This is a genomic window from Flavobacterium lacisediminis (genome assembly GCF_025909975.1).
In the GTDB taxonomy this organism is placed as follows: Bacteria; Bacteroidota; Bacteroidia; order Flavobacteriales; family Flavobacteriaceae; genus Flavobacterium; species Flavobacterium lacisediminis.
Genome location: NZ_JAPCIO010000003.1, coordinates 140139 through 166394, shown reverse-complemented (window position 1 = coordinate 166394; position 26256 = coordinate 140139). Strand labels below are relative to the sequence as shown.

Genomic DNA, 26256 nt, shown 5'->3' with positions numbered 1-26256 from the left:
CAACACATAATAATGAGTAAAATCCTTATCATAGAAGACGAAGCAGCAATTCGAAGAGTATTGACTAAAATACTTTCCGAAGAAAATGATTCGTACAAAGTTGAAGAAGCAGAAGATGGTTTACAAGGAGTTGAAAAAGTCAAAAATGAAGATTATGACTTAATTCTTTGCGATATCAAAATGCCAAAAATGGACGGTGTTGAGGTGTTAGAAGCCGTAAAAAAAATAAAACCTGAAATTCCAATGGTCATGATTTCTGGTCATGGCGATTTGGAAACAGCAATAAATACCATGCGTTTAGGAGCTTTTGATTACATTTCAAAACCGCCCGATTTGAATCGTTTATTGAATACGGTTCGAAATGCATTAGATAAAAAACAATTAGTAGTAGAGAACAAAATCTTGAAAAAGAAAGTCTCTAAAAACTACGAAATGATTGGAAATAGTGAAGCCATTAATCATATCAAAACTATGATTGATAAAGTAGCTCCAACGGATGCCCGAGTTTTAATCACCGGTCCAAACGGAACTGGAAAAGAGTTAGTAGCGCATCAATTACATGAAAGAAGCGAGCGTTCATCTGCTCCTATAATCGAAGTAAACTGTGCTGCTATTCCGTCTGAATTGATTGAAAGTGAATTATTTGGTCACGTAAAAGGTGCTTTTACTTCAGCTGTAAAAGACAGAGCTGGAAAATTCGAAGCGGCTGATGGCGGAACCATTTTCTTAGATGAGATTGGCGATATGAGTTTATCAGCTCAGGCTAAAGTTTTACGTGCGTTACAAGAAAATTTAATTCAAAGAGTAGGAGCAGACAAAGACATTAAAGTAAATGTTCGTGTGGTTGCAGCTACCAATAAAGATTTAAAAAAGGAAATCGAAGAAGGAAGATTCAGAGAAGATTTATATCATCGTTTAGCAGTAATTTTAATCAAAGTTCCGGCTTTAAATGATAGAAGAGATGATATTCCAGAGTTAATAGAGCATTTTGCTGCTAAAATCGCTTCAGAACAAGGAAATGCTGTGAAAAGTTTTTCCAAATCAGCCATAAAACTATTACAAGAATACGATTGGACCGGAAATATCCGTGAGTTACGAAATGTAGTAGAACGTTTAATTATTTTAGGTGGAGCCGAAATATCAGAACAAGACGTGCAACTATTTGCGAGTAAATAATACCAAGTGAAAAGTGATTAGTAATTAGTGAATAGTTTGCTAATTATTATTCACTCTTCACTAATTACTAAATAAAAATGCAATTAAAAAAAATAAACACCAACCTTCAGAAAGCGTTAATTGAAAACGACTTTATTGAAGCGAATGAGTTACAACAAGAAACATTTTCAACCATTAAAAGTGGTGTTGATGCGGTTATTCAATCGCCAAACGGTTCTGGAAAAACCACTACTATTTTATTGAATGTAATTCAAAGAATGGAAAAACCAGTGGGTGAAAGTACACGTGCTCTGGTTTTGGTTCAGGACAAAGAAAAAGTTTTGGAAGCAGTTGAGCAATTCAAAAAACTAAACCATTACACAAATTTACGTGTTTTTGGAGTACATGAAAAAGGCGATATGGACTACGATAAAAATCAAATTTCTTTAGGAATGGATGTTTTGATTGGAACGCCTATTCGTATCAACGAAATGTTTTCTTCGGCAGGATTTAACATGAACACCATTAAAATGTTTGTGGTTGATGATGTAGAAGAAATGTTGCGTAAACGCGAAGATTCAATCATTCAAAGACTTTCTATGAGTGCTGAAAAAACACAACGTTTATTTTTCTGTTCTCAAATTACCGAAAGAGTAGAAGTTTTAGCCGATAGAATAATGATTGAACCACTTTTCTTCGAATCAGAAGATTAGGTAAAGTAAAAGATATGGGAATAATGAAAGTATTTTCGGGAAGTGAAATTCTTGCTGAAGCATTGAAACAAAAAATAGAAGCTGTTGGAGTTGAAGTAGTAAAAAAGGATAACTTACAATCGGCTCGTATGGCTGGATTTGGTTCTTCTGATTTAGCTGTAGAATTATTTGTAGATGAACGTTATTACGGAAAGATCAGTCCAGTTTTAGAAGAATTTAGGATGAGTTTGTAAACTTCTTCAATATATTTAAAAAACAAAGCTCCTGAATTTTCAGGAGCTTTTTGGTTTTATTTTACTTGGTCTAAACCTCTTTTTCTTAACAGTGGTTCCACACTTGGTTCGGCACCTCTGAAGCTTTTGTATAATTCCATTGGATCTTCTGTTCCTCCTTTTTCTAAAACGTTTTTTCTAAACGATTTTGCATAATCTGAATTGAATAATCCATTAATTTTAAATACTTCAAAAGCATCGGTATCTAATACGCCTGACCAAATATAACTATAATATCCAGCCGAATAACCTCCAGCAAAAATGTGGTTGAAATATGTACTTCTGTATCTAGGAATAATTGTGCTTGGTAAATTAATTTTGTTCATTGCTTCTATCTCAAACGTTTCAGCATCTGTAGTAATTGCTGTTTTTTGAGTATGATAAGCCATATCTAAAATAGAAGCCGCTAAATATTCGGTAGTTACAAATCCTTGGTCAAAAGTTCCTGCTTTTTGCATTTTTTCAATTAACGCATCTGGAATTATTTCACCTGTTTTATAATGTTTGGCATACATTTTCATTACTTCTGGTTCGGCAGCCCAGTTTTCCATAATTTGCGATGGTAATTCAACGAAATCTCTTGGAACACTTGTTCCTGCTAAACTTTCATAGGTTACGTTTGATAGTAATCCGTGTAAAGCGTGTCCAAACTCGTGAAAGAATGTACTCACTTCATCGAAAGTTAATAAAGCTGGAGCATTTTCTGTTGGTTTTGTGAAATTACATACAATAGAAACTACAGGAGCTACACGTTTTCCGTTTTCCATTTTTTGAGTTCGGTATGAAGTCATCCAAGCGCCACCTCTTTTTGAAGTTCTTGGGTGAAAATCCATGTATAAAATTCCAACGTGACTTCCGTTAGCTTCTGTTACTTCCCAAACGGTAACGTCTTCGTGGTATTTTGGAACATTGTTTAACTGTTTGAATTGTAATCCATATAAATTTTTACAAACGGTAAAAACACCTTCTCTTGTTTTTTCCAAACTGAAATAAGGTTTCATTTCTTGTTCGTCTAAATCAAAACGTTCTTTTCTGATTTTTTCGGTATAATATCTCCAATCATAAGGTTGAACAGGTTCATTAATACCTTCTTTTTGGATCATTTTTTGAATATCAGCAGCTTCTTTATTTGCCATATTTAAAGCTGGAATCCATAAATCATTCAATAATTTGTTAGCTGTTTCTGGATTTTTAGCCATCGATTTTTCTAAAACATAATCAGCATGAGTAGCATATCCTAAAAGACGTGCTTTTTCGCCTCTTAAATTTGCAATTTTGATTGCTAATGATTTGTTGTCTTTGTCGTTTCCATTGTTAGATCTCATTTGGTAAGCATTCCAAATTTCCTGGCGTAATTTTCTATTTGAACTATATTGTAAAAATGGCATCACACTTGAGTTTGATAATGTAAATACCCATTTTCCAGCTTTACCTTTCGCTTTTGCATCAGCAGCTGCGGTTTCAATAAGTTCGTTTGGTAATCCCGATAAATCGTTTTTATCAGAAATTACTAATTCGTACGAATTCGTTTCAGCTAGTATATTTTGTCCGTATTTTAAAGTAGCAACAGCCATTTCAGAGTTGATTTCTCTCAATCGTTTTTTGTTTTCTTCTGAAAGGTTGGCACCGCTTCGTACGAAGTTTTTATACAAATTTTCTAAGATTTTAGCTTGTTCTTTGTTCAATTTGAAATTCTTTTGGTTGTCCCAAACGACTTTTACTCTTTTAAATAAAGCATCATTCAAATATATATTATCATTGTGTGCTGATAATTTTGGAGCCAATTCTTTCGCAATCGCTTGAATTTCTTCATTGGTATTTGCACTATTTAAATTATAGAAAACGGTACTTACTTTAGCTAATAATTTTCCCGAGTTTTCCATAGCCAAAACAGTGTTGTCAAACGTTGGTTTTTCTTTGTTCGAAACAATCGAATTGATTTCAGCTTCTTGTTTTTTGATTCCCTCTAGAATGGCAGGTTTAAAATGTTCATTTTTAATTAAATCAAATGGAGGAACTTGATAAGGCGTTGTATATGTTTCAAAAAACGGATTCATAGTGATTTTATTTTTTTCTTGTGAATGTATGGAAACAGCACCTGTTAATGCTGAAAATAAAAGTAATGTTTTGATTTTCATTTTAGCGAATTTTAAAACGTAAAAATAGTAGATTTCTATTGGTATGACTAAAACTTAACTATATTTTATGAAATGTGTTTACAGCATTCCAAAATCTGAATTTTAAAGTTATCTTTGCACCTTCAAAAATTTCAGTAAAATGCCTTTTAGCTTTTTACTTATAACTTTTTACTTTAAAAAATGATTACAGTAAACGACATCGCCGTAGAATTTGGCGGAACCACTCTTTTTAGCGAAGTAACTTTTGCCATCAATGAAAATGATAAAATTGCCTTAATGGGTAAAAATGGAGCAGGAAAATCTACGCTTTTAAAAATTGTAGCTGGAGAAAACAAACCTACACGTGGTGTAATTTCGGCGCCAAGTGATGCTGTAATTGCATATTTACCACAGCATTTATTGACTTCTGATGATTGTACCGTAATGGAAGAAACATCTAAAGCGTTTGCTGATGTGTTAAATATGAAGAAAGAAATCGACGAAATCAATGAGCAATTAACGATTCGTACCGATTATGAAAGTGATGACTACATGAAATTGATTGAACGTGTTTCTGAACTATCTGAAAAATTCTATTCGATTGAAGAAGTAAATTATGAAGCGGAAGTTGAAAAAGTATTAAAAGGGTTAGGTTTTGAGCGTGAAGATTTTACGAGACAAACTTCCGAATTTTCTGGAGGTTGGAGAATGCGAATTGAATTAGCTAAAATCCTTTTGAAAAAACCCGATTTAATTTTATTAGATGAGCCTACGAATCACATGGATATCGAAAGTATTCAGTGGTTAGAGGATTTCTTGATTAATCAGGCAAAAGCGGTTATGGTAATTTCCCACGATAAAACTTTTGTTGATAATATTACCAATCGTACTATTGAAGTTACAATGGGACGAATTTATGATTACAAAGCTGTATATTCTGAATATTTAGAATTGCGAAAAGATAGAAGAATTCACCAACAAAAAGCTTACGACGAGCAACAAAAATTCATCGCAGAGAACCAAGCGTTTATTGATCGTTTTAGAGGAACTTTCTCAAAAACAGAATCAGTACAATCGCGTGTAAAAATGTTGGAAAAAATTGTTCCAATTGAAGTAGATGAAATTGACACTTCTGCATTAAAATTAAAATTTCCACCTTCGCCACGTTCTGGGCAATATCCAGTTGTTGTAGAAGGTTTATCAAAAACGTATGGTGATCATGTGGTGTTCAAAGATGCAAATATGGTTATCGAGCGTGGTCAAAAAGTAGCTTTGGTTGGGAAAAATGGAGAAGGAAAATCAACCATGATTAAAGCGATTATGGGAGAAATTGATTTTGAAGGTAAGTTAGAAGTAGGGCACAATGCTCAAATTGGGTATTTTGCACAAAATCAAGCATCGTTATTAGATGGAGAAATGACCATTTTTGAAACGATTGACCAAATTGCTGTTGGTGATGTACGTACAAAAATAAAAGATTTATTAGGCGCTTTCATGTTCAAAGGCGACGATATTCAAAAGAAAGTAAAAGTACTTTCTGGAGGTGAAAAAACGCGTTTGGCTATGATTAAATTATTATTAGAACCAGTGAATGTTTTGATTCTGGATGAGCCAACGAATCACTTAGATATGAAAACAAAAGACATCATCAAAGATGCTTTACGTGATTTTGATGGAACCTTAATCTTGGTTTCTCACGATCGTGATTTCTTAGACGGTTTAGCTGAAAAAGTATTCGAATTTGGACACAAACGAGTAAAAGAACATTTTGAAGATATTAAAGGATTCTTAGCTCATAAGAAAATGGATTCTTTGAAAGAAATTGAGAAATAAGATTTTTAAAACAAAAAAAGCTCCTTAAATGGAGCTTTTTTTGTTTTAAAATGAATTTGCTTTAGTTTATCTTTTTATTAATATTCTTAACAATGACTTGGTCAATTCAATAAAAATTTTAAATTTGTATGCTTACCCAAATATTTATTTCATTTTTAGCCTAAAATTTAACAAATCTCTCTTGATTAAAAATGTTTAAAAAAGCTATTGTATTTTTTTGTTTGCTATTCTTCTTCCAACTGTCCTTTGGACAAGGAATTGGTTATAAAGATAAGTATGCAAGAGGTTTATATGATAAAGCTTTAAAAGGACTAAACGATTTGAAATGCAGCGAATCTTTATTGTATTCTCAACAACTTCTAGAATATGCTTTAAAGAGAAATAAGTACGACATGGCTGCGGCTTCTTATAATATTATTGGGTTAAATTTTGAAGAATTTGGTGATCTAAAAAAATCCATTCAATATTATAATTCTGGAGTTTCTTATGCTCAATTAGCCAAAAATGATACTATAGAAAATTACTTGTATAATAACATCGGTAATTTGTATTATTTCAGACTGAAAGATTCTAAAAAAGGACTTTATTACTACCAAAAATCATATGAATTATCAAAGAGGTTAGATGCGCCAAGAGATATAGCTTTTGCAGAAATTAATTTGGCAGATGTATATTTAGAAATAAATGAATTTGATAAAGGGAAATATTATTTGCAGTTAGTAGAAAAAAAAATGACCACTGATGATTACGAATTAGGAATGTCGTATTATTCGTTAATGGGCTATTATTTTGAAATGAAAAATGATTTTCCAAATGCAGAAAAAAATTATTTAAAATGCGTTTCTGATTTTAAATATCAGGATATAGAATATCATAAATCGCATCAAATGGATATTTATGCCATGGTTTATCAATTTTATAAAAAGTACAAGAAAACAGAACAAGCGCTTTATTATTTAGAAAAGCACGATCAATTACAAGACGAACTTTTCAGTAAAGAAAGAAATATTGAAATAAAAATGGCCGGTGGAGATATTGAAGCACTCGAATACAAATATAAGGTGCAACAAATTGAAACGGAGAAGAAGATTCAACAGCAAAAAATGAATGCTGCAAATCGTTTTAACAAAGTAGTATTGTGGTTTCTTGGATTTGTAATCGTGTTTTTGATTTTTATTTTCAAAGGATTTATAAATTACAGAAGCCTTAGTAAAAAATTATCGGATTACAACTATCAATTACAAGTAGCTCGTGAAAAGTCAGAAGAGGCAACCCGATTGAAAACACAGTTTTTATCTAATGTAAGTCACGAGTTACGAACTCCTTTGTATGGTGTAATTGGAATGGCTGAAATTTTGGAAAGTGAACACAAGGAAATTAAGAACAGTCCTTATTTTAATGCTTTAAAATTTTCATCTCACTATCTATTAACTCTAATTAATGACGTTTTAAATGTTTACAAAATTGAAGATAATGATATTGAATTCAATTATGAGAACATCAACGTTAGAGAAGAAATTGGTCATATTAAAGAATCAATGAATGTGATTGCAAAGTCAAACAAGAATGAAATAATTGTTTCGATTTCAGACGAAGTTCCTCAATTTATTAAAACGGATTTAACTAGATTTTCTCAAATTTTAATCAATTTAGTTAGTAATTCATTAAAGTTTACTAAAAAAGGAAAAGTTACACTTAGCTTGTCTTTAGAAAAGGTGAACAATAATTCGTTTTTAAAATTAGAAGTTTTAGATACTGGTATTGGAATTCCAGAAGAATATATTGATAAAATTTTTGAAAAATTTGTTCAGGTTGATGTGAATTTACAAGAGCAATATAAAGGAACTGGACTTGGATTATCCATTGTGAAACGATTGGTAGAATTGTTCAAAGGTAGTATTTCAGTTGAAAGTAAAATCAGAGAAGGAAGTAAGTTTACTGTTTTATTTCCTCATATTCCAGCTGATGAAATTGTGGCTTCTGACCAACTAAAATCACATTCTCATACAAAATTAAAGAACTTGAACATTTTGGTTGTGGAAGACAATAAAATCAACCAAATGGTGACTAAAAAACTTTTAGAGAAAAACGGCCACACCTTTCAAATGGCTGAAAACGGATTGGAAGCACTTTTGTTAGTAGAAGAGAATAATTTTGATGTCATTTTGATGGATATTAATATGCCAGTTATGAACGGAATTGAAGCTTCTATTAAAATCAGAAACCTTGGAATCAAAACGCCTATCATTGCATTAACCGCTTCTGACAAAGAAAATATTCTAAAAGAAATTTTAGAAAAGAAAAATGGTCTTACCGATGTTTTGGTAAAACCATTTGAGTATTCCGATTTAGAAAATGTAATTTCGAGGTATATTTGAGTTATTTTTTTCTCCACTTCTCAAAACCCATAACACTTTGCTTAATTTCTTTTTGCCATTGTTTTCCAAATGTTTTGTTTAAAAATTCAAAAACTAATTCATTTTTCGTTTCATATTCCTTAAAATTAGTAGGAGCAATGCAACCAAAATCATGAAACTGAATATTGTATTTTTTAGCAAAAGCCAAATCTTCTTTGGTGATTACAGCTGCAATTCCGCCTAAAACATAAATCGTTTTAGTGTTTGAATTAATTTCGATTTTAATGGTGTCGTTTTGTCTTTTCTCTTGTGCTTGTAGAGTCAAACACAAGAGAAAAGATAAAGTTATAAATAAATTTTTCATTTTAAATTTTAATTAACCGCTTCCACCAATCGAATAAACTCCGCACGATATCCTTCTGCATCATTAGATTTTCCTTGTAAAGCTAATGCTTTTATAGCAACTGATGATTTGTTGTCTACTAGTTTTGAATCTCTTAATTTCAATCCAAACCAAGCAACAGCCGAACTAAATTTAAAATCTTCGCTGGTGTTTTGTAATGCAATCGGTTTGTTTTCAATTATCTGAACCATTTCGATACTTTTTTCTCCATCTGGTTTTTTATAACGGAATTTTATTGTAGCCAATTCATTCGAATAGTCTTTAGTAGATTTTACAGTTTCTGTATATTTTAAATCCGGTATTTCATTGGTAAATTTACTTTCAACTCCAACAGGAATTATTTCATACAAAGCTGTAACGGTGTGACCACTTCCTAATTCCCCAGCATCAATCGCATCATTTCTAAAATCTTCTGGACGTAATTTGCGGTTTTCATAGCCAATCAATCGGTAGCTTTGAACGTGTTTTGGATTGAATTCAATTTGAATTTTCACATCTTTTGCAATCGCAAACATACTTCCTTTAAACTCTTTTCCTAAAAAACGATTCGCTTCCTGAATGTTGTCGATGTATGCATAGTTTCCATTTCCTTTATCCGCTAAAATTTCCATTTTGCTGTCTTTGTAATTTCCCATTCCGTAACCTAAACAAGTTAAAAATACACCTGATTTACGTTTTTCTTCAATTAAAGTTTCCATGTCTTTGTTTGATGAAGTTCCCACATTAAAATCACCATCCGTAGCTAAAATAACGCGGTTGTTTCCTCCTTTGATGAAATTTTCTGTAGCGATTTTGTAGGCCAATTCAATTCCTGCTCCACCAGCTGTACTTCCGCCAGCATTCAAATTGTCTAATGATTTTATAATGGTTTCTTTATTGTTTCCAGAAGTAGGCGGTAAGACCAATCCCGCAGCTCCTGCATATACCACGATAGCTACTTTGTCATTTTCTCTCAATTGACTTACCAATACTTTCATTGATTCTTTTAATAAAGGTAATTTGTTTTGAGCACTCATCGAACCTGAAACATCAATAAGAAAAACGAAATTTGAGTTCGGTAAATTATCGCTATCAATATGTTTTCCTTGCAACCCGATTTTTACTAATTTGTGTTTTTCGTTCCAAGGGCTATCACTATATTCAGTATGAATCGAAAATGGATGATTCGACTTTGGTTGTTCATAATTGTATTTGAAAAAGTTAACCATTTCTTCTACACGAACAGCGTTTTTCGGTACTGCTTGTCCGTTATTGATAAAACGTCTCACATTAGTATAAGAAGCATTATCTACATCAATTGAAAATGTTGAAAGTGGTTCGTTTTTAGGATTTGTAAACGAGTTTTCAATAAAAGAATCATAATCTTCTTGTGATGTGGTTTCATTTGGAACAACGATTGGCTGCTGACATTTTGCAATAGTATCTTGTACTTTCTTTTTTTCTTCTGTGCTTAGCCCCTTTTTTGTTAATACAATGATAGCGCCATTTACACCTTGTTCGCCATATAATGCAGCTCCTTGAGCGCCTTTTAGAACATTTGTATATTCAATTACTTCTGGAGGTAATGCTTGTAGGGTTCTTGCATCTGAAATAACATTGTCGATTACCACTAAGGCTTCATTATTGTTTGAAACCGAACGATTTCCTCTTAACACAATTCGAGTCGTTGGATTTACACCATTGTTTGTAGTATTTACAGTTAATCCTGAAACTTTTCCAGATAAAGATTGTACTACATTAGGATTTGCAGCTTTTGTAATTTCTTCAGAATTAACTACTTGAATTGAAGAGGTGTATACTTCTTGTTTCTTTTTAATACCAACAGCTCCTACAACTTCTACATCTCTACCTGTTAGAACTTCATCTTCCATGAAAACATTCACAATCAATTTTTTCTTGATGGTGATTTTTTGTGTTTTTTTACCAGTATATGTGAATACTAAGATGTCATTTTCATTGGCTTCAATTTTGTATTTTCCATCAAAATCGGTACTTGTCTTGGATTTACTACCTTGAATTTGAATGTTTACTCCTGCTATCGGACCTAGTTCGTCTGAAACTACTCCAGTAATCGTAACTTTTGTGTTTGTGACTGAATTAAAGCTACTTAGCGTGATGAAGTTAAGGAAAGTTAATAGCATAGCTATCCCTAACGAAAAGTTTTTTACGTTTTTCATGATATTGAATTTAAGTTAATAGAAAGATTCTTTTTTTAAGGACGGTTTTTAGGTTTTCCGCCAATGGTGGTTATAATCACCACTCCTTTTTTGCCTTTTTCACCATAAATTGGAATGGCTTTTTCAGGTTGTAAAATAACGATGGTGTCAATTTTTTGTTTACTCAATGGTGCATAAGGACTCGTAGGATTTTCTCCAAATAATGATTCTTCCGAATATTCTATACCGTTGATAAAATAAACAGGTTCTTTTAATACCGTAATTGATTCAATTTCCTCTGGATTGATATTCGTCAACGATTTTTTACTTGCTTTTCCATCAATCACAACTAAATCATCATTAGCTACTTTTTTATCTTTTTCTTGAGTTGTCTCGGCTGTGCTTACATTCACATCATAACGTTTTCCTTTTGCCAAATAGCCTGAATTATTTATGGATGCTGAATTAGACATACTGTTATTGTAACTCGGAGCCAAACTCGTTTTAGCTACTTCTTGAACTTCTTCCATGGCAATAGTAGGTAGTGCAACTTCTTTTTTTGATTTGTAATTGATGGTATCGTTTATTACAATGTTATTTTGAATTACAATTTGTTGTTGCAAAATTTGTTCGGCTTCTTTTTTAATTTCAGGAGTTGTATTTACTAATCCATTCGCCGATTCAGGTGTTGGAATGTTGTTTTTTGACGAATCAATAGTAGTAACAGTATTTTCTGGAACAATTACAGTTTCTTTTTCTTGCATTAAGAAAAAGGCTAATGTGCCTACTAAAACTATCGATGCTGCTACTGCTAATTTTTTCCACAAATGTTTCTCTTTTTGAAGCGTTTGTGTTTCCATTTTGTCTTCCACGCGTGCCCAAATCTTCTCCATTCCTGGAAAGTCTTTTTGCTCTGCGTTTTCGGCAGCTTGTTGTATTTTTTTATATAATTTTTCTTCTGTTCCCATGACTATTTTGCTTTTTGATAATAAAAAGTTCTTACCAATTCTTTTAATTTACTTTTCGCTGCATTCAACTGCGATTTCGATGTTCCTTCACTAATGCCTAGTTGTTCTGCAATTTCTTTGTGCGAATAGCCTTCAATCACAAACAAATTAAAAATAGTTTGGCATCCATCTGGAATGTATTGGAGTAAATTGAGCAAATCTTCTTCTTCTAAATCGGTAACTTCATCGGCTAAAGGTTGCGAATTGTAACTCACATCTTCCAAATACAAATTAAAGTTGATGTTCTTTTTAATTTGTAAAAGGCAATTGTTTACCGTTATTTTTCGAGCCCAAGCTTCAAAAGCCAAGTCTTCTTTTAGTTGTTCTATTTTTGTGAATATTGTAAAAAAAGCATCGGCCAATACTTCTTCAATTTCCTCTTCCTTTTTTAAATACCGTTTACATAAACGATAAAGCTTAGGAGCCATAATTTCATACACCATGCGTTGTGCTTCGCGATGGTTTTTTCGGCAGCCTTGTATGTGTTTTACATCCATTGGTAAACTTGCTTTTTTATATAGAGCAGAAAAGTTGGTAAAAGGTTGGGAAGGAAGTAAAAAAAGTTTTCATTTTTTTAATTATTTATTTTTCGGAAGCGTCAATTTATAAATCGTAGCTTCTAAAACTTCGGTATCATTGTCTTCACAAAGTAAGAATTCTAATTCGATTTCTGATTCCTTGTAAAGCGTAATGCCTTCAAATTTCTGATGTTCCGATAATAATTGAACGTCAATAATTTCAAATGTTGGTGCATGCATGATGCCTAAAATGGTTCCTAAAACTTCGCCATCTTCATAGGTAGATGTTGTATTTTCGGCGCAAGCCAAGAAATAAATTTTATCGTTAACTAAAATCGCATCAGTAAAAGTTGTTTCAATATCATCTAAAGTTGGAAGTGAAATCGGCACAAATCGAATGCCATCTTCTTGATGATTTGGGATAATAAAAATGCCATTTTGACTTTTCTTTGAATTTCCTCTTTGAAAAAGTAACATGGTTTGATGCGCATAAATGGCACCTTCAATATTCAATTGGTCATCTGAAAATGAACCAACATCTTTTAATTTTTTATATAGAGTTGATAAATCTTGTGATTGCAAAGAATCTGAACCCAAATCTAAACTAAACATTGTATTACGTTTAGCAGTTGAACCAGAACCCAACATAATTAGTTGATTACCATATTGTGTGATGCTTTCTAAATCAGGTTTTTCTGCTTTTTCAATGTTTTCCTTGGCATCTTTTACTAATGGGAATTTTAGTAAAAGTTTTTTTGCAATATCATATTGATATAAAAAATTGCTAGAATCTGAAATAACAAATAATACATTTTGCGAGTACAATAGACCAGATGGCGCTGCAATACCTTTTATAGTGAAGAGATTAGTAAGTTTGAAATTTTCCATATTTTTACCGATAACTTTATGAAACTTTTTAGCGAGAAATAGCTCATAAAAGTACTATTTTTACATTTATTAAAAAGTGATTGAAAATGGAAAATATAAATATTGAAGATTTTAAAGTGAAATCAGCGATTAAATTATCGGATTTTGCTACAAAATTAGACATCGATACCAATAAAGACCAAGAAGAATTAGCGTTAGATAAAATCCAGCAAAAGTTGAGTAAAAAGCAAGATGCCATGTATGCGCACAATCGTCATGCATTTTTAATTTGCTTACAAGGTATGGATACCAGTGGAAAAGACAGTCTAATCCGTGAGGTTTTTAAAGAATTTAATCCGCGTGGAGTTGTGGTCCATAGTTTTAAAACACCAAACTCAACAGAATTAGAACACGATTATTTATGGCGTCATTATTTGGCTTTGCCCGAAAAGGGAAAATTTGCTGTTTTCAATCGTACGCATTATGAAAATGTGTTGGTAACGCGAGTGCATCCCGAATATATTTTGTTTGAAAATTTACCAGGAATTGAAAAAGTAGAAGATATTACACCTCAATTTTGGGAAAATCGAATGGAACAAATGGTGAATTTTGAAAAGCACATTTCGCAAAACGGTACTAAAATATTGAAGTTTTATTTTCACATGAGTAAAGAAGAACAAAGAGAACGTTTATTAAAACGATTAGAAAATCCTGAAGATAATTGGAAATTCAGTTCGGGCGATTTGAAGGAACGTGAGCGTTGGGACGATTATATGAAATATTACGAAGAAGCTATCAATAAAACATCCACCGATTTTGCGCCTTGGTACATTATTCCAGCTGATGATAAAGGTGTGGCGAGATATATTGTTGCCAAAATCATTTGGGAAGAGATGGAAAAACTAACCGATATAACCGAACCCGAATTAGATCCAAAAGTAAAAGCGAATATTGAAATGTATCGCGAACAATTAAAAAAACAATAAATAGTAAATATGAAAGTATATACCAAAACTGGTGATACCGGAACCACAGCATTATTTGGTGGAACACGTGTGCCAAAACATCATATAAGAATCGAGAGTTATGGAACGGTTGACGAATTAAATTCACATATTGGATTAATTCGCGACCAAGACATGAGTGATTTATATAAAAAAGTATTAATTGAAGTGCAAGATAGATTATTTACTGTCGGAGCTATTTTAGCCACGCCACCCGAAAAAGAAACCTTGAAAAACGGTCAGCCACGCTTGCAAAACCTAGGAATTGTGGAATCAGATATCGAATTTTTGGAAAATGAAATTGACACGATGGAAGAAGCTTTGCCGCCCATGACACATTTTGTTTTACCAGGGGGGCATACAACGGTGTCATATTGTCATATAGCACGCTGCGTATGTCGTAGAGCAGAGCGTTTAGCAGTACATTTGAATGACATAGAACCGACAGATGAACGTGTAATTAAGTACCTAAACCGACTTTCTGACTACCTTTTTGTGTTGGCACGAAAGTTGTCTCATGATTTGAACGCTGATGAAGTACAATGGATTCCTAGAAAATAGTGTTCAGTAATCAGTTTTAAGTGTTTAATATACTTGAAAACAGGGATGTAAAGTCATGTTTTGAGCACTAAAAAAGAAACGTTCTTAAATTTTAATAAAAAAAGTAAAAAAAAACTTGCCTTATTGGGTAATAAATTTATTTTTGCATAAACTTAAATCGATAAAAAGATGTATTGGACATTAGAATTAGCGTCATACTTAAGTGATGCGCCTTGGCCAGCAACCAAAGATGAACTTATCGACTATGCTATCAGAACTGGAGCTCCATTAGAAGTAGTGGAAAATTTACAGTCTATAGAAGACGAAGGAGAAATCTATGAATCAATGGAAGAGATTTGGCCTGATTATCCTACTGACGAAGATTATCTTTGGAATGAGGATGAATATTAAAAATAAATAAACACAACAGAAACAAGTCTCTTTACTGAGGCTTTTTTTTTGGTTATATTTGCAAACCTATTTAGAAAATAAAAAATTATGAGTATCATAAATTCAATATTGAAGGCTTTTGTGGGAGACAAATCGGAGAAAGATGTAAAAGCGATTCAACCACTTATTAATAAAGTAAAATCTTTTGAGAGTGCTTTACAAGCATTGTCTCATGATGAATTGCGTGCTAAAACTGCCGAATTCAAAGCTAAAATTAAAAATGCTCGAGCTGAAAAAGATGCAAAAATCGCTTCTTTAAAACAAGACGCAGAGCAAACTCAAGACATTGATGCTCGTGAAGATATTTATGCTGAAATCGATAAGATTGAAAAAGAAGCTTATGAAATTTCTGAAAAAGTTTTAAACGAAATTCTTCCTGAAGCTTTTGCAGTAGTAAAAGAAACCGCACGTCGTTTTAAAGAAAATACGTCAATTACGGTTACTGCTACTCCAAAAGACAGAGAGTTATCAGCAACTAAATCGTATATAGCAATTGAAGGTGATAACGCTACTTGGGCCAATTCATGGAATGCAGCTGGTAAAGCTATCACTTGGGATATGATTCACTACGACGTTCAGTTAATTGGTGGAGTTGTGTTGCATCAAGGTAAAATTGCCGAAATGCAAACAGGGGAAGGAAAAACATTAGTAGCAACATTACCATTATACTTGAATGCCTTAACAGGAAACGGAGTGCATTTAGTTACAGTAAATGACTACTTGGCAAAACGTGATAGTACTTGGAAAGCACCTTTATTCGAGTTTCATGGTTTAACAGTTGATTGTATCGACAATCACCAACCAAACTCTCCAGAAAGAAGAAAAGCATACGAAGCAGATATTACTTATGGAACAAATAACGAATTTGGTTTCGATTATTTGAGAGATAATATGGCGCATGCTCCAGAAGATTTAGTACAACGTAAACATAATTACGCAATTGTCGATGAGGTTGACTCGGTTTTAATTGATGATGCTAGAACGCCATTGATTATTTCTGGACCTGTTCCTCAGGGAGATCGTCATGAATTTAATGAGTTAAAACCAAAAGTTGAAAACTTAGTAAACTTACAACGTAAATTGGCTACGGATTGTTTAACCGAAGCAAAACGTTTATTCAAAGAAGGTAACAATAAAGACGCTGGATTTAATTTATTACGTTCTTACAGAGCATTACCAAAAAGTAAAGCTTTAATCAAGTTCTTGTCGGAAGAAGGAGTTAAACAATTGCTTCAAAAAACCGAAAACCAATACATGCAAGATAACAACAGAGAAATGCCAAAAATTGATGAGGCACTTTATTTTGTTATCGAAGAAAAAAACAATCAAGTTGAGTTAACCGATAATGGAATTCAATTCTTATCACAAGATACAGATGCTCAATTCTTTATTTTACCAGATATTGGAACAGGAATTGCTCAAATTGAAAAAGAAAATTTAGAGCCAGAATTAGCAGCAGAACGTAAAGAAGAATTATTCCGTGATTTCTCGGTAAAATCGGAACGTATTCATACATTAACTCAGTTATTAAAAGCCTATACTTTATTCGAAAAAGATACCGAATACGTTATCATGGACAATAAAGTAATGATTGTAGATGAGCAAACTGGACGTATCATGGATGGTCGTCGTTACTCAGATGGTTTACACCAAGCAATCGAAGCAAAAGAGAATGTAAAAATTGAAGCTGCTACTCAAACATTTGCAACAGTTACATTACAGAATTATTTCCGTATGTACAGCAAATTAGGAGGAATGACAGGAACTGCTTCAACTGAAGCAGGTGAGTTCTGGGAAATCTACAAATTAGACGTTGTAGAAATTCCTACCAACCGTCCAATGGCGCGTAAAGATAAAGACGATTTAATTTACAGAACCGTTCGTGAAAAATTCAACGCGGTTATCGAAGACGTAGTGCAATTGTCAAATGCAGGAAGACCTGTGTTAATTGGAACAACATCGGTAGAGATTTCGGAATTATTAAGCCGAATGTTAAAAATTAGAGGTATTCAACACAATGTATTGAATGCTAAAATGCACAAAAGTGAAGCAGAAATTGTAGCTGAAGCAGGAAAACCTGGAGTTGTTACAATTGCAACTAATATGGCTGGTCGTGGTACCGATATTAAATTATCTGACGAAGTGAAAAAAGCAGGTGGTTTAGCAATTATCGGAACAGAACGTCACGATTCGCGTCGTGTTGACCGTCAGTTAAGAGGTCGTGCTGGTCGTCAAGGAGATGTAGGTAGTTCTCAATTCTACGTGTCTTTGGAAGATAACTTAATGCGTTTATTTGGTTCTGAAAGAGTAGCGAAAGTTATGGATAGAATTGGTTTGAAAGAAGGTGAAGTAATTCAACATTCTATGATGACAAAATCTATTGAAAGAGCTCAGAAAAAAGTAGAAGAAAACAACTTTGGAGTTCGTAAACGTTTGTTAGAATATGACGACGTAATGAATGCACAAAGAGAAGTAGTATACAAAAGAAGACGTCACGCTTTACACGGAGAGCGTTTGAAAGTGGATATTGCAAACATGATGTACGATACTTGCGAATTAGTAGTGGAACAAAATAAATTAGCAGAAGATTTCAAGAATTTCGAGTTTGAATTGATTCGTTATTTTTCAATTAGTGCACCAGTTTCACAATCAGAATTTGCAAAATTATCAGTTAGAGAAATCACTGGTAAAGTGTATAAAGCGGTTTTAGCACATTATGAAGAAAAAATCGCAAGAGATGCACGCGAAGCGTATCCAATTATCAAAAATGTATACGAAAATAATAATGGTCAGTACCAAAGAATTATTGTGCCTTTCTCTGACGGAATCAAATCATTAAATGTGGTTACAGATTTAGAAAAAGCATATACTTCAGAAGGACGTTCGTTAGTGGCTGATTTCGAGAAAAACATCACGTTAGCTATTGTGGATGAAGCTTGGAAAAAACACTTACGTAAAATGGACGAATTGAAACAATCTGTTCAGTTAGCGGTTCACGAACAAAAAGATCCATTGTTGATTTACAAATTCGAAGCGTTCAACTTGTTTAAGAAAATGATCGATGATGTAAACAAAGAAGTAATTTCATTCTTATTCAAAGGTGATTTACCTTCTCACAATACATCGGAAATTCAAGAAGCTAAGCAAGTGCAACAAAAAGAAAACTATACTGAATCTAAAGAAGATTTAGATAGCGAAGATACAGCGGCTCAAGCAAGAAGAGCAGGAGAAATGGCAAGTCAAAGACCTCAAGTAACGGAAACGATTACAAGAGAAATGCCAAAAATCAATCGTAATGACACCGTTACTATTAAACACGTAATGAGTGGAAAAAGCGAAACTATGAAATACAAAAAGGCAGAAAGTATGTTGGCTTCTGGCGAATGGGTTTTGGTTAACGAATAATTAAAACACATAAATAAATTAATCCTCAATTACTGAAAAGTAGTTGGGGATTTTTTTTTGAAATATAGATTGAAAAAATCTAAACATTTTTCAAATTTGAGTTCCAATTATTTGTCACGAAAAATGTCATTCATAGTTGGAGGCATTATTAATTACCTATATTTACTAAAACTAATCATAGAAATTATGGCAAAAAGTCAGGATGCTAAGAAAACAGCAAAGAAAGAACCGTTGAAAACGGCAAAAGAAAAGAAGGAAGATAAACGAAACAAAAAGAATTCTCCAAAAAGAGATTAATATAAATCCTCAATTGCTAAAAGTAGTTGGGGATTTTTTATCTTTGATGAAATTATAAATTATTCAAATGAAATCTAAAATTCTATTCTTCGTATTCTTTCTTTTTCAAACTACTGCTGTTTTATCACAAGACATGGCTTCATTAAAGACAGAAGCATTAAAATCATATAAGGCTAGCGTAAACATGAATTTTGATGCTATTTTCGAAACCACTTATCCAAAAGTATTTGACATTATTCCGCAAGACCAAATGAAAAAGATGTTTGGTCAAATGATGGAAAACGAGCAATTTTCAATAAAGTTAGTGGAAGTAGAGCCTAATTTTTCGTTTGGTGAAATCAAGAAAATAGAAGGGAAATCGTTTTGTATGGTGAATTACAATAACGTAATGACGATGAAATTCAAAGAGCCGATGGATGATGCTGAATCGATGACGGATATATTCAAATCTTCTATGGAAGCAGATAAAGTAACGTATGATAAACTTACTAACACATTCCGAATCGAAATGCGTTCTACTCTTATTGCAGTTGCGGATGATTTGACAAAAAACCAATGGAAATTTTTAAATAAAGACAAAGAGAATAAAATGTTTTCCATGTTGTTTGATGCAAAAATTTTAAAAGCTTTAGGATTATAATATGAACGAAAATAATATCACCTATATCGAATTTTTCAACCAAGTTAGAGCTAGTATTGCTGATGGAACTTTTGCTAAATTAACGCTTGCTAAAACCGTTGGAAAACCTGAATTACAGAACATTTACGTGAAAACCATCGTAGAAGACAATATTTTAAAATTGTCGATGACCTATAAAATTTACACAACTGAAAAGCAAGAATTAGTAAAAATCTGCAAATTAGACGATTTAGAAGCTGAGTTAATTCCTCACATTAACAACCCGTTTTTATCCGCTTTGTTATTTACAACCGAAGCCGATATTACCATGAAATTAAATAAAAAACGCGTAGCCAGTATTATCGAACAACCAGCAACGTTTAAAAATGCAGATGTCAATTTGTTGGATTTTTTGAAAAAGTAATTGAATTAATCATTCCCCATCAGGAAAAATCTTCCCAGGATTCAACACATTATTGGGGTCAAAAATAGCTTTGATTCGTTCCATTAATTCTAAATGCACTTTTGAAAACGCAATATCCATGTAGTTTTTTTGCACCAAACCAATACCGTGTTCGCCAGATAATGTTCCTTTTAAACCAACCGTCAATTCAAAAATTTCACGAATTCCTTTTGGAACTTCTGTTTTCCAATTGTCATCGGTCATGTTGCCTTTGATGATGTTTACGTGCAAATTGCCATCGCCGGCATGTCCATAACAAACAGATTGGAAACCATATTTAGTACCAATTTCTTTGATACCTTTTAATAATTTAGGCAATTCATATCTTGGAACAACTGTGTCTTCTTCTTTGTAAATTGAATTCGCTTTTACTGCTTCTGCTACAGAGCGACGCATTTTCCATAGCGCATTTTTTTGTTCTTCGGTATCGGCAAACAACACTTCGTCGATTTCAAATTGTTCTACAACTGCCAAAATTTGTTCGGCTTCTTGCATTAAAATTTCAGGATAATTGCCATCTACTTCAATCAACAAATGCGCCTGAACGTTATCTTTGACTTCCACATTCAAACCATCTACAAATTTCAGAGTCCAATCAATAGCATCACGTTCCATAAACTCTAAAGCACTTGGCACAATTCCGGCTCTAAAAATAGCTGAAACCGCTTCACACGCTTGCTCCGCTTTATAAAAGGGAACTAAAAGCAATACGTTGTGTTTATTTTGAGGTAATAATTTCAATACAATTTTAGTCACAATGCCCAAAGTCCCTTCACTACCAACCATTAATTGCGTTAGGTTGTAACCTGTCGAATTTTTCAAAGTATTGGCTCCAGTCCAAATCACATCACCAGTGGGTAAAACTACTTCTAAATTTAGTACATAATCTTTCGTAACACCATATTTCAAAGCTCTTGCTCCACCTGAATTTTCCGCAATATTTCCACCAATGAAACAGCTTCCCATACTACTTGGATCTACGGGATAAAACAAGCCTTTTTCGGCAACAGCTTCACGTAAAACTTGAGTAATTACACCAGGCTGAGTTGTAACTTGTAAATTTTGTTCATCAATTTCAATAATCTGATTGAATCGCTCCATTGAAATACCAATTCCACCATAAATAGATAAAGCGCCACCACTCAAACCGGTACGAGCACCAATCGGTGTTGTCGGAATTTTATAGGTATTCGAAACTCTTAAAATTTGCGCAACTTCTTCCGTATTGGCAGGTTTTACCACTACATGAGGAGGAAAAATCAAATCTTCCGTTTCATCGTGACCATAGGTTTTACGAGTAGCTTCATCAGTAAAAATATAAGCCGAACCTACAATGTTTTCAAGCGCAAGTAATATTTCAGGATTCATAGTGTACAATTGAAGTGTAAAGATATTAAAAACTACTTAAAACCCAATACCAAAAGGCTACAGTAACTAAAGACAGCGGAATTCCAATTCCAATCATCATGCTACTTAATTTCGGTTTTAATCCATAATTAGAAGCTAAAATTGCACCTGTTATCATTGGTGCCATGGCAGATTCCATTATAGATACATCTATTTCTAATCCTTTTCCGCCTAATATGATTTTGTAAAGCAAAAAGAAAAAAGCAGGCATTAGAATTAATTTGAAAAATAATCCTAACGTTAAAAATGACCAATGTTTACTTCGAGTATCAATTTTTAATTGTAATCCAACGGCTATTAAAGCGACAGGAGTTACCGTATTTCCAATTCTTAAGAATGAATTTTGTAATGCTTCAGGAAATTCAAAGGAGAAAATTGTACAGAAAAGCGCAATCGTAAAAGCGATAAATGGTGGAGATTTTACAATCTTCAATACGATTTCTGAAGTACTTAAATTTCCTCTTGAAAAACTAGCTGCGACTAAAATACCTAATGTAGTTACGACTACGAATGAACCAGGTTGGTCAACTATGATGGCGGTTTTCAATCCATCTGCACCATACAAAGCTTCGATAATTGGAAATCCTACGAAAGAAGTATTACTCAATCCACCGGTCAAAATTAACATCCAATTAGCTTTTTCGACCATTTAAAATACGTTCCCAATGTATAGAAAAACACAAATGACAATCCAAAACCTAACCACGCAATTCCTAACGGATAAAGTAAAGCGAGTGAAATTGTGATTTTCGGAATATAATATAAAGCCAAAGCCGGAAGCGAAACGTAAATCACGTATTGATTCAAACTCTGATAGGCGTTTTTAGGAAATTGCGGCACTTTTTGAAGCGCAACGCCCAAAATCAAGCATAAAAATAATAGAATGATATTTTCCATTTCCTAAAATCAAGAATACAAAGGTAATTAAACCCTAAGATTTCGATGTTTTATATTCCTACATTTTTTGTATTTTTACACAAAGCAAAATTCCTTTTGAAAACACCAAATAAAAAATCGGCACTTTCAGAAATTCACGGCGTGGAACAACCTGAAACGCTGAGTTCAGTTGTGGCAAGTCAAATTCAACAATTCCGAAGAAAGCAACCTTCGGCAGAAGAATTAATTGCTGGAATTTTAAAAGGTGACAAAACGGCTTTGAGTCGCGCCATAACTTTAGTTGAAAGTACAAATCCTGAACATTTAGCGAAAGCGAACGAAGTCATAAAAGGGTGTTTGCCACATGCGAATAACTCCGTTCGTATTGGAATTACCGGTGTTCCAGGTGTTGGAAAAAGTACTTTTATTGAAGCTTTTGGAAAATATTTGACTTCCATCGGAAAGAAAGTGGCTGTATTAGCGGTTGACCCAAGTTCGTCCATTAGTCATGGAAGTATTTTGGGCGATAAAACTCGTATGGAAGAATTGGTAAAAGACGAGAATGCCTATATTCGACCAAGTGCTTCAGGCGATACATTAGGAGGTGTTGCTAGAAAAACGCGTGAAACTATTATTTTGTGTGAAGCTTGTGGATTTGATACGATTATTATTGAAACGGTTGGAGTAGGGCAAAGCGAAACTGCCGTTCACAGTATGGTCGATTTCTTTTTGTTGTTGAAAATTTCAGGTGCTGGCGATGAATTACAAGGCATCAAACGTGGTATCATGGAAATGGCAGACACTATCGTAATCAATAAAGCCGATGGTGATAATATTGCGAAAGCCAAATTAGCCAAAACCGAATTCAATAGAGCGTTACATTTATTTCCAGCAAAATCTTCAGGTTGGATTCCAAAAGTTACGACTTGTAGTGCTTATGAACAAACAGGAATTGATGCGATTTGGGACATTATTTCCGAGTATTTTGAATTGGTAAAATCCAATCATTATTTCGAAGAAAAACGTCAAAATCAAAACCAATTTTGGATGATGGAAACGATAAACGAACAATTGAAATCACATTTTTATAATCATCCAAATATCATGCAACTATTGGAAGAAAACAAAAAAGCCGTGCAAAACAATGAAATTTCACCTTTTGCAGCGGCTATGAGTTTGTTGGAACAATATTTTAATAAGGAGTGATTAGTAATTAGCTTTTATTCTAAATCTGAACACTTTTTACTGAACACTATTCCTGCTCGTAACGTTCAATTTCTCTATCGTAGAATTCTCCAGCAATGGTAATTAAATGTTCCATTTCCGATTCTAATTCTTTTTCATCTTCTTCTTCGATGTCTTCTAAAAATTCTACTTCGTCGTCTTTTAAATTGATTACGAATCTTGGATATTCTAAATGGATTACGAAAATATCTTCTGGAAAATCGGTATTATCTCCGATAACAAATTTTGGTAAGTTCATGTTTTTATGATTTTAATTTCTTCTTGTTATTGTAATTGAACTTGTTCTTGCGATTGCACTTGAACCAGTTTTTTTGTCAAATAATTAAAGCGAATATACAAAAATATCGCTGCAGCTGTTAATCCAGCTAAAAGTCCAATCCAAACGCCAACGGCTTTTAATTCGGTTTCTAATCCTAAATAAATGGATATTGGAAATCCAATTACCCAATACGCTACAAAAGTAATATACATCGGAATTTTAGCATCTTGCAATCCTCGAAGCGCTCCTAAAACTACAACTTGCAAACCATCGGAAATTTGAAAAACAGCGGCTACTAAAAGTAAGTTAGCCGAAATCGCAATTACTTCTAAGTTTTCGGTTAGGTTTTTTACATCGTTGATATCTACAAAAATATAAGGTAAACTTGTGTGTAAAACCACAAATAATAAAGCAAAAACCACTTCGATTAGTATTGTTAATAAGAAAATGGAAATCGCTACCTTTCTTAAGGTTACATAATCATTTAATCCTTTTTGGTTTCCAATACGAATCATCGCTGTAACACTCAATCCCATGGCGAACATAAAGGTTAACGAAGCTAAACTTAATGCAATTTGATTCGCCGCCTGACTTGTTGTTCCAATCATTCCACACAACCAAATGGCTCCAGTAAACAAAGCGACTTCAAAGAACATTTGCATGGCAGAAGGCATTCCAATTTTAATGATTTTTTGGTTGACTTCTTTCTTAATTTCTTTTAGGCTAAATCCTTTAAAATATGGATGGAATTTTGGTTTTAAATTCATCATGTAATGCATAAAACCTAGCATCACAAAACGAGAAGCAATAGTTCCTACGGCAGCTCCAACGATGCCCCATTTTGGGAAAATCCAAATTCCGTAAATTAAAAAATAGTTGATAACTACATTGGTAATGTTTCCAATAATAGTTGCCCACATCGAATATTTCGTTTCGCTCAAACCATCTGCAAATTGTTTGTACGCTTGGTACATAATTAACGGAATCAACGAAAAACCGACGATATCTAAATATGGTTTTGCCATTTCCACTACTGCTTCGGGTTGTCTCATGTAAGCAATTAATGGTTTCGAAAAGAAAATTAAGGTAAACAAAGCCACACCTAAAATTGTACACAAATACAATCCGTGATGAAAAGCAGAACGACCACCAGCCACATCATTTTTTCCATCTGATTCTGCAACTAAAGGTGTAATGGCTGTTGAAAATCCAATTCCTAATGACATCGCAATGAATACAAAACTGTTTCCTAATGAAACCGCCGCTAATTCGGTTGGACCTAATTTTCCGACCATTATATTATCTACAATTCCCACAACGGTATGACCTAACATTCCTAAAATAATAGGATAGGCTAATTTTAAGTTATATGAAAATTCTTTAGAGTAGTCGGAAAATGTCATTTTGGCAATTTTGAGCAAAGGTAATAATTTGAAAAGGATTTCAAGAAAAAACCTGTCAGGATTCAAAATCGAGACAGGTTTAAATATTGTGAATTGAAATTACTTTTTAATATTTTGATTTATCGTATCACTTTCAATAAGTCCGTCTCGTAAACGAATGATTCTGTGTGCGTAAGCCGCAATATCTTCTTCGTGTGTTACTAGAATTACAGTGTTTCCGTTGGCGTGAATTTCGTTGAATAAATTCATGATTTCCACCGAAGTTTTACTATCTAAGTTTCCAGTTGGCTCATCGGCTAAAATGATAGAAGGCTTGTTAACCAAAGCTCTCGCAACCGCAACACGCTGACGTTGACCACCCGATAACTGATTCGGTTTGTGATCCATACGGTCTTGAAGTCCCACTTGTGTCAATACTTCAGTAGCTCTTTCAACTCGTTCCGATTTAGAATGACCTGCATAAACCATTGGTAAAGCTACATTATCCAAAGCCGTTGTTCTTGGCATTAAGTTGAATGTTTGGAAGACAAATCCAATTTCTTTATTACGAATTTCTGCTAATTCATCGTCTTGCATTTCACTTACATGTTTTCCGTTCAAAACGTAAGTTCCCGAAGTTGGTGTGTCTAAACAACCTAAAATATTCATCAAAGTTGACTTTCCAGAACCCGAAGGTCCCATCAATGCTACATATTCTCCTTTATTGATTTCTAAATCGATGCCTTTTAACACATACACGATTTCGTTTCCTAAAGGGAAATCTCTTTTGATATTGGTTATTTTGATTAACGGATTTGCCATTTTCAATGTCGAATGTTGATTAACGAATAATGATTTCAGAAGTTTTAAGTTCCGATTCTATTATAAGTAGAAAAATAAACGATTTTGTT

The 26256-nt window shown here is 33.2% G+C and carries 25 protein-coding genes; 13 read left to right on the top strand and 12 right to left on the bottom strand.

Going from position 1 to position 26256, the window contains the following annotated elements:
- Positions 1-12: 12 nt before the first annotated feature.
- From OJ995_RS05915 to OJ995_RS05905, 3 genes are all read left to right on the top strand, one after another.
- Positions 13-1176 carry a sigma-54-dependent transcriptional regulator gene (locus OJ995_RS05915; RefSeq protein ID WP_264368592.1) on the top strand — a complete coding sequence of 388 codons (1164 nt, stop codon included), beginning with the start codon at positions 13-15 and terminating at the stop codon, positions 1174-1176.
- 77 nt (positions 1177-1253) lie between these two features.
- Entirely contained in the window at positions 1254-1868 is a 615-nt protein-coding gene (locus OJ995_RS05910) for a DEAD/DEAH box helicase (protein ID WP_264368591.1), read from the top strand.
- Between the two features lie 14 nt (positions 1869-1882).
- Positions 1883-2101, top strand: a complete 219-nt coding sequence (locus OJ995_RS05905) for a putative signal transducing protein (RefSeq protein ID WP_133607893.1) — start codon at positions 1883-1885, stop codon at positions 2099-2101.
- A gap of 56 nt (positions 2102-2157) precedes the next feature.
- Here the strand turns inward: OJ995_RS05905 and OJ995_RS05900 are convergent, their stop codons facing one another.
- Entirely contained in the window at positions 2158-4278 is a 2121-nt protein-coding gene (locus tag OJ995_RS05900) for a M3 family metallopeptidase (RefSeq protein WP_264368590.1), read from the bottom strand.
- Positions 4279-4458: 180 nt separating this feature from the next.
- On the opposite strand from OJ995_RS05900, the gene OJ995_RS05895 reads away from it, so the two are divergent.
- Positions 4459-6090, top strand: a complete 1632-nt coding sequence (locus OJ995_RS05895) for an ABC-F family ATP-binding cassette domain-containing protein (RefSeq protein WP_264368589.1) — start codon at positions 4459-4461, stop codon at positions 6088-6090.
- Positions 6091-6281: 191 nt separating this feature from the next.
- Entirely contained in the window at positions 6282-8468 is a 2187-nt protein-coding gene (locus OJ995_RS05890; RefSeq protein ID WP_264368588.1) for a tetratricopeptide repeat-containing hybrid sensor histidine kinase/response regulator, read from the top strand.
- Between the two features lies 1 nt (position 8469).
- Here the strand turns inward: OJ995_RS05890 and OJ995_RS05885 are convergent, their stop codons facing one another.
- The 5 genes from OJ995_RS05885 to OJ995_RS05865 form a co-directional block, all read right to left on the bottom strand.
- Positions 8470-8811, bottom strand: coding sequence for an FEKKY domain-containing protein (locus OJ995_RS05885; protein ID WP_264368587.1), 342 nt, complete (start codon positions 8809-8811; stop codon positions 8470-8472).
- A gap of 8 nt (positions 8812-8819) precedes the next feature.
- Positions 8820-11027: a YfbK domain-containing protein gene (locus OJ995_RS05880; protein ID WP_264368586.1), complete on the bottom strand. Its 2208-nt coding sequence runs from the start codon at positions 11025-11027 to the stop codon at positions 8820-8822.
- 35 nt (positions 11028-11062) lie between these two features.
- A complete protein-coding gene (locus OJ995_RS05875; RefSeq protein WP_264368585.1) occupies positions 11063-11974 on the bottom strand; it encodes a hypothetical protein in 912 nt (303 codons plus the stop codon).
- A gap of 2 nt (positions 11975-11976) precedes the next feature.
- Positions 11977-12510 carry an RNA polymerase sigma factor gene (locus OJ995_RS05870; RefSeq protein ID WP_264368584.1) on the bottom strand — a complete coding sequence of 178 codons (534 nt, stop codon included), beginning with the start codon at positions 12508-12510 and terminating at the stop codon, positions 11977-11979.
- A gap of 81 nt (positions 12511-12591) precedes the next feature.
- On the bottom strand, positions 12592-13419 hold the full coding sequence (locus OJ995_RS05865; RefSeq protein ID WP_264368583.1) for a DUF6929 family protein: 828 nt from the start codon (positions 13417-13419) through the stop codon (positions 12592-12594).
- An 86-nt stretch (positions 13420-13505) separates the two neighbouring features.
- On the opposite strand from OJ995_RS05865, the gene OJ995_RS05860 reads away from it, so the two are divergent.
- The 7 genes from OJ995_RS05860 to OJ995_RS05830 all read left to right on the top strand — a co-directional run bounded on the left by OJ995_RS05860 (position 13506) and on the right by OJ995_RS05830 (position 20137).
- Entirely contained in the window at positions 13506-14384 is an 879-nt protein-coding gene (locus OJ995_RS05860; RefSeq protein ID WP_264368582.1) for a PPK2 family polyphosphate kinase, read from the top strand.
- A gap of 9 nt (positions 14385-14393) precedes the next feature.
- Positions 14394-14963 (top strand): cob(I)yrinic acid a,c-diamide adenosyltransferase, encoded by a 570-nt coding sequence (locus OJ995_RS05855; RefSeq protein ID WP_026724585.1) that lies wholly within the window; start codon positions 14394-14396, stop codon positions 14961-14963.
- Positions 14964-15131: 168 nt separating this feature from the next.
- Positions 15132-15353: a DUF2795 domain-containing protein gene (locus OJ995_RS05850; RefSeq protein WP_002986941.1), complete on the top strand. Its 222-nt coding sequence runs from the start codon at positions 15132-15134 to the stop codon at positions 15351-15353.
- 87 nt (positions 15354-15440) lie between these two features.
- Positions 15441-18797 (top strand): preprotein translocase subunit SecA, encoded by a 3357-nt coding sequence (secA, locus tag OJ995_RS05845; protein ID WP_264368580.1) that lies wholly within the window; start codon positions 15441-15443, stop codon positions 18795-18797.
- 123 nt (positions 18798-18920) lie between these two features.
- On the top strand, positions 18921-19094 hold the full coding sequence (locus tag OJ995_RS05840; RefSeq protein ID WP_264368579.1) for a hypothetical protein: 174 nt from the start codon (positions 18921-18923) through the stop codon (positions 19092-19094).
- A 67-nt stretch (positions 19095-19161) separates the two neighbouring features.
- Positions 19162-19734: a hypothetical protein gene (locus OJ995_RS05835; RefSeq protein ID WP_264368578.1), complete on the top strand. Its 573-nt coding sequence runs from the start codon at positions 19162-19164 to the stop codon at positions 19732-19734.
- Between the two features lies 1 nt (position 19735).
- Complete coding sequence (locus OJ995_RS05830; protein WP_264368577.1) at positions 19736-20137, top strand: hypothetical protein; 402 nt, start codon at positions 19736-19738, stop codon at positions 20135-20137.
- A gap of 9 nt (positions 20138-20146) precedes the next feature.
- Here OJ995_RS05830 and OJ995_RS05825 read toward each other — a convergent pair whose 3' ends face one another.
- From OJ995_RS05825 to OJ995_RS13575, 3 genes are read right to left on the bottom strand one after another with little or no spacing between them, the layout of a single operon-like run.
- Positions 20147-21544 carry an FAD-binding oxidoreductase gene (locus OJ995_RS05825; protein WP_264368576.1) on the bottom strand — a complete coding sequence of 466 codons (1398 nt, stop codon included), beginning with the start codon at positions 21542-21544 and terminating at the stop codon, positions 20147-20149.
- 25 nt (positions 21545-21569) lie between these two features.
- Positions 21570-22211, bottom strand: a complete 642-nt coding sequence (locus OJ995_RS05820; protein ID WP_349292870.1) for an AEC family transporter — start codon at positions 22209-22211, stop codon at positions 21570-21572.
- Entirely contained in the window at positions 22205-22480 is a 276-nt protein-coding gene (locus tag OJ995_RS13575; RefSeq protein WP_349292869.1) for an AEC family transporter, read from the bottom strand. The genes OJ995_RS05820 and OJ995_RS13575 overlap by 7 nt, the downstream gene beginning before the upstream one ends.
- Positions 22481-22525: 45 nt before the next feature.
- Between OJ995_RS13575 and meaB the strand changes: the two genes are divergently transcribed.
- Positions 22526-23665 carry a methylmalonyl Co-A mutase-associated GTPase MeaB gene (gene meaB / locus OJ995_RS05815; RefSeq protein WP_264368575.1) on the top strand — a complete coding sequence of 380 codons (1140 nt, stop codon included), beginning with the start codon at positions 22526-22528 and terminating at the stop codon, positions 23663-23665.
- A 46-nt stretch (positions 23666-23711) separates the two neighbouring features.
- Here meaB and OJ995_RS05810 read toward each other — a convergent pair whose 3' ends face one another.
- From OJ995_RS05810 to OJ995_RS05800, 3 genes are all read right to left on the bottom strand, one after another.
- A complete protein-coding gene (locus OJ995_RS05810) occupies positions 23712-23942 on the bottom strand; it encodes a DUF8828 family protein (RefSeq protein WP_008253940.1) in 231 nt (76 codons plus the stop codon).
- A 26-nt stretch (positions 23943-23968) separates the two neighbouring features.
- Entirely contained in the window at positions 23969-25366 is a 1398-nt protein-coding gene (locus tag OJ995_RS05805; protein ID WP_264368574.1) for an MATE family efflux transporter, read from the bottom strand.
- Positions 25367-25465: 99 nt separating this feature from the next.
- The gene (locus OJ995_RS05800) at positions 25466-26167 is read right to left on the bottom strand and encodes an ABC transporter ATP-binding protein (protein WP_264368573.1); all 702 of its coding nucleotides are present in this window, start codon (positions 26165-26167) and stop codon (positions 25466-25468) included.
- Positions 26168-26256 lie beyond the last annotated feature (89 nt).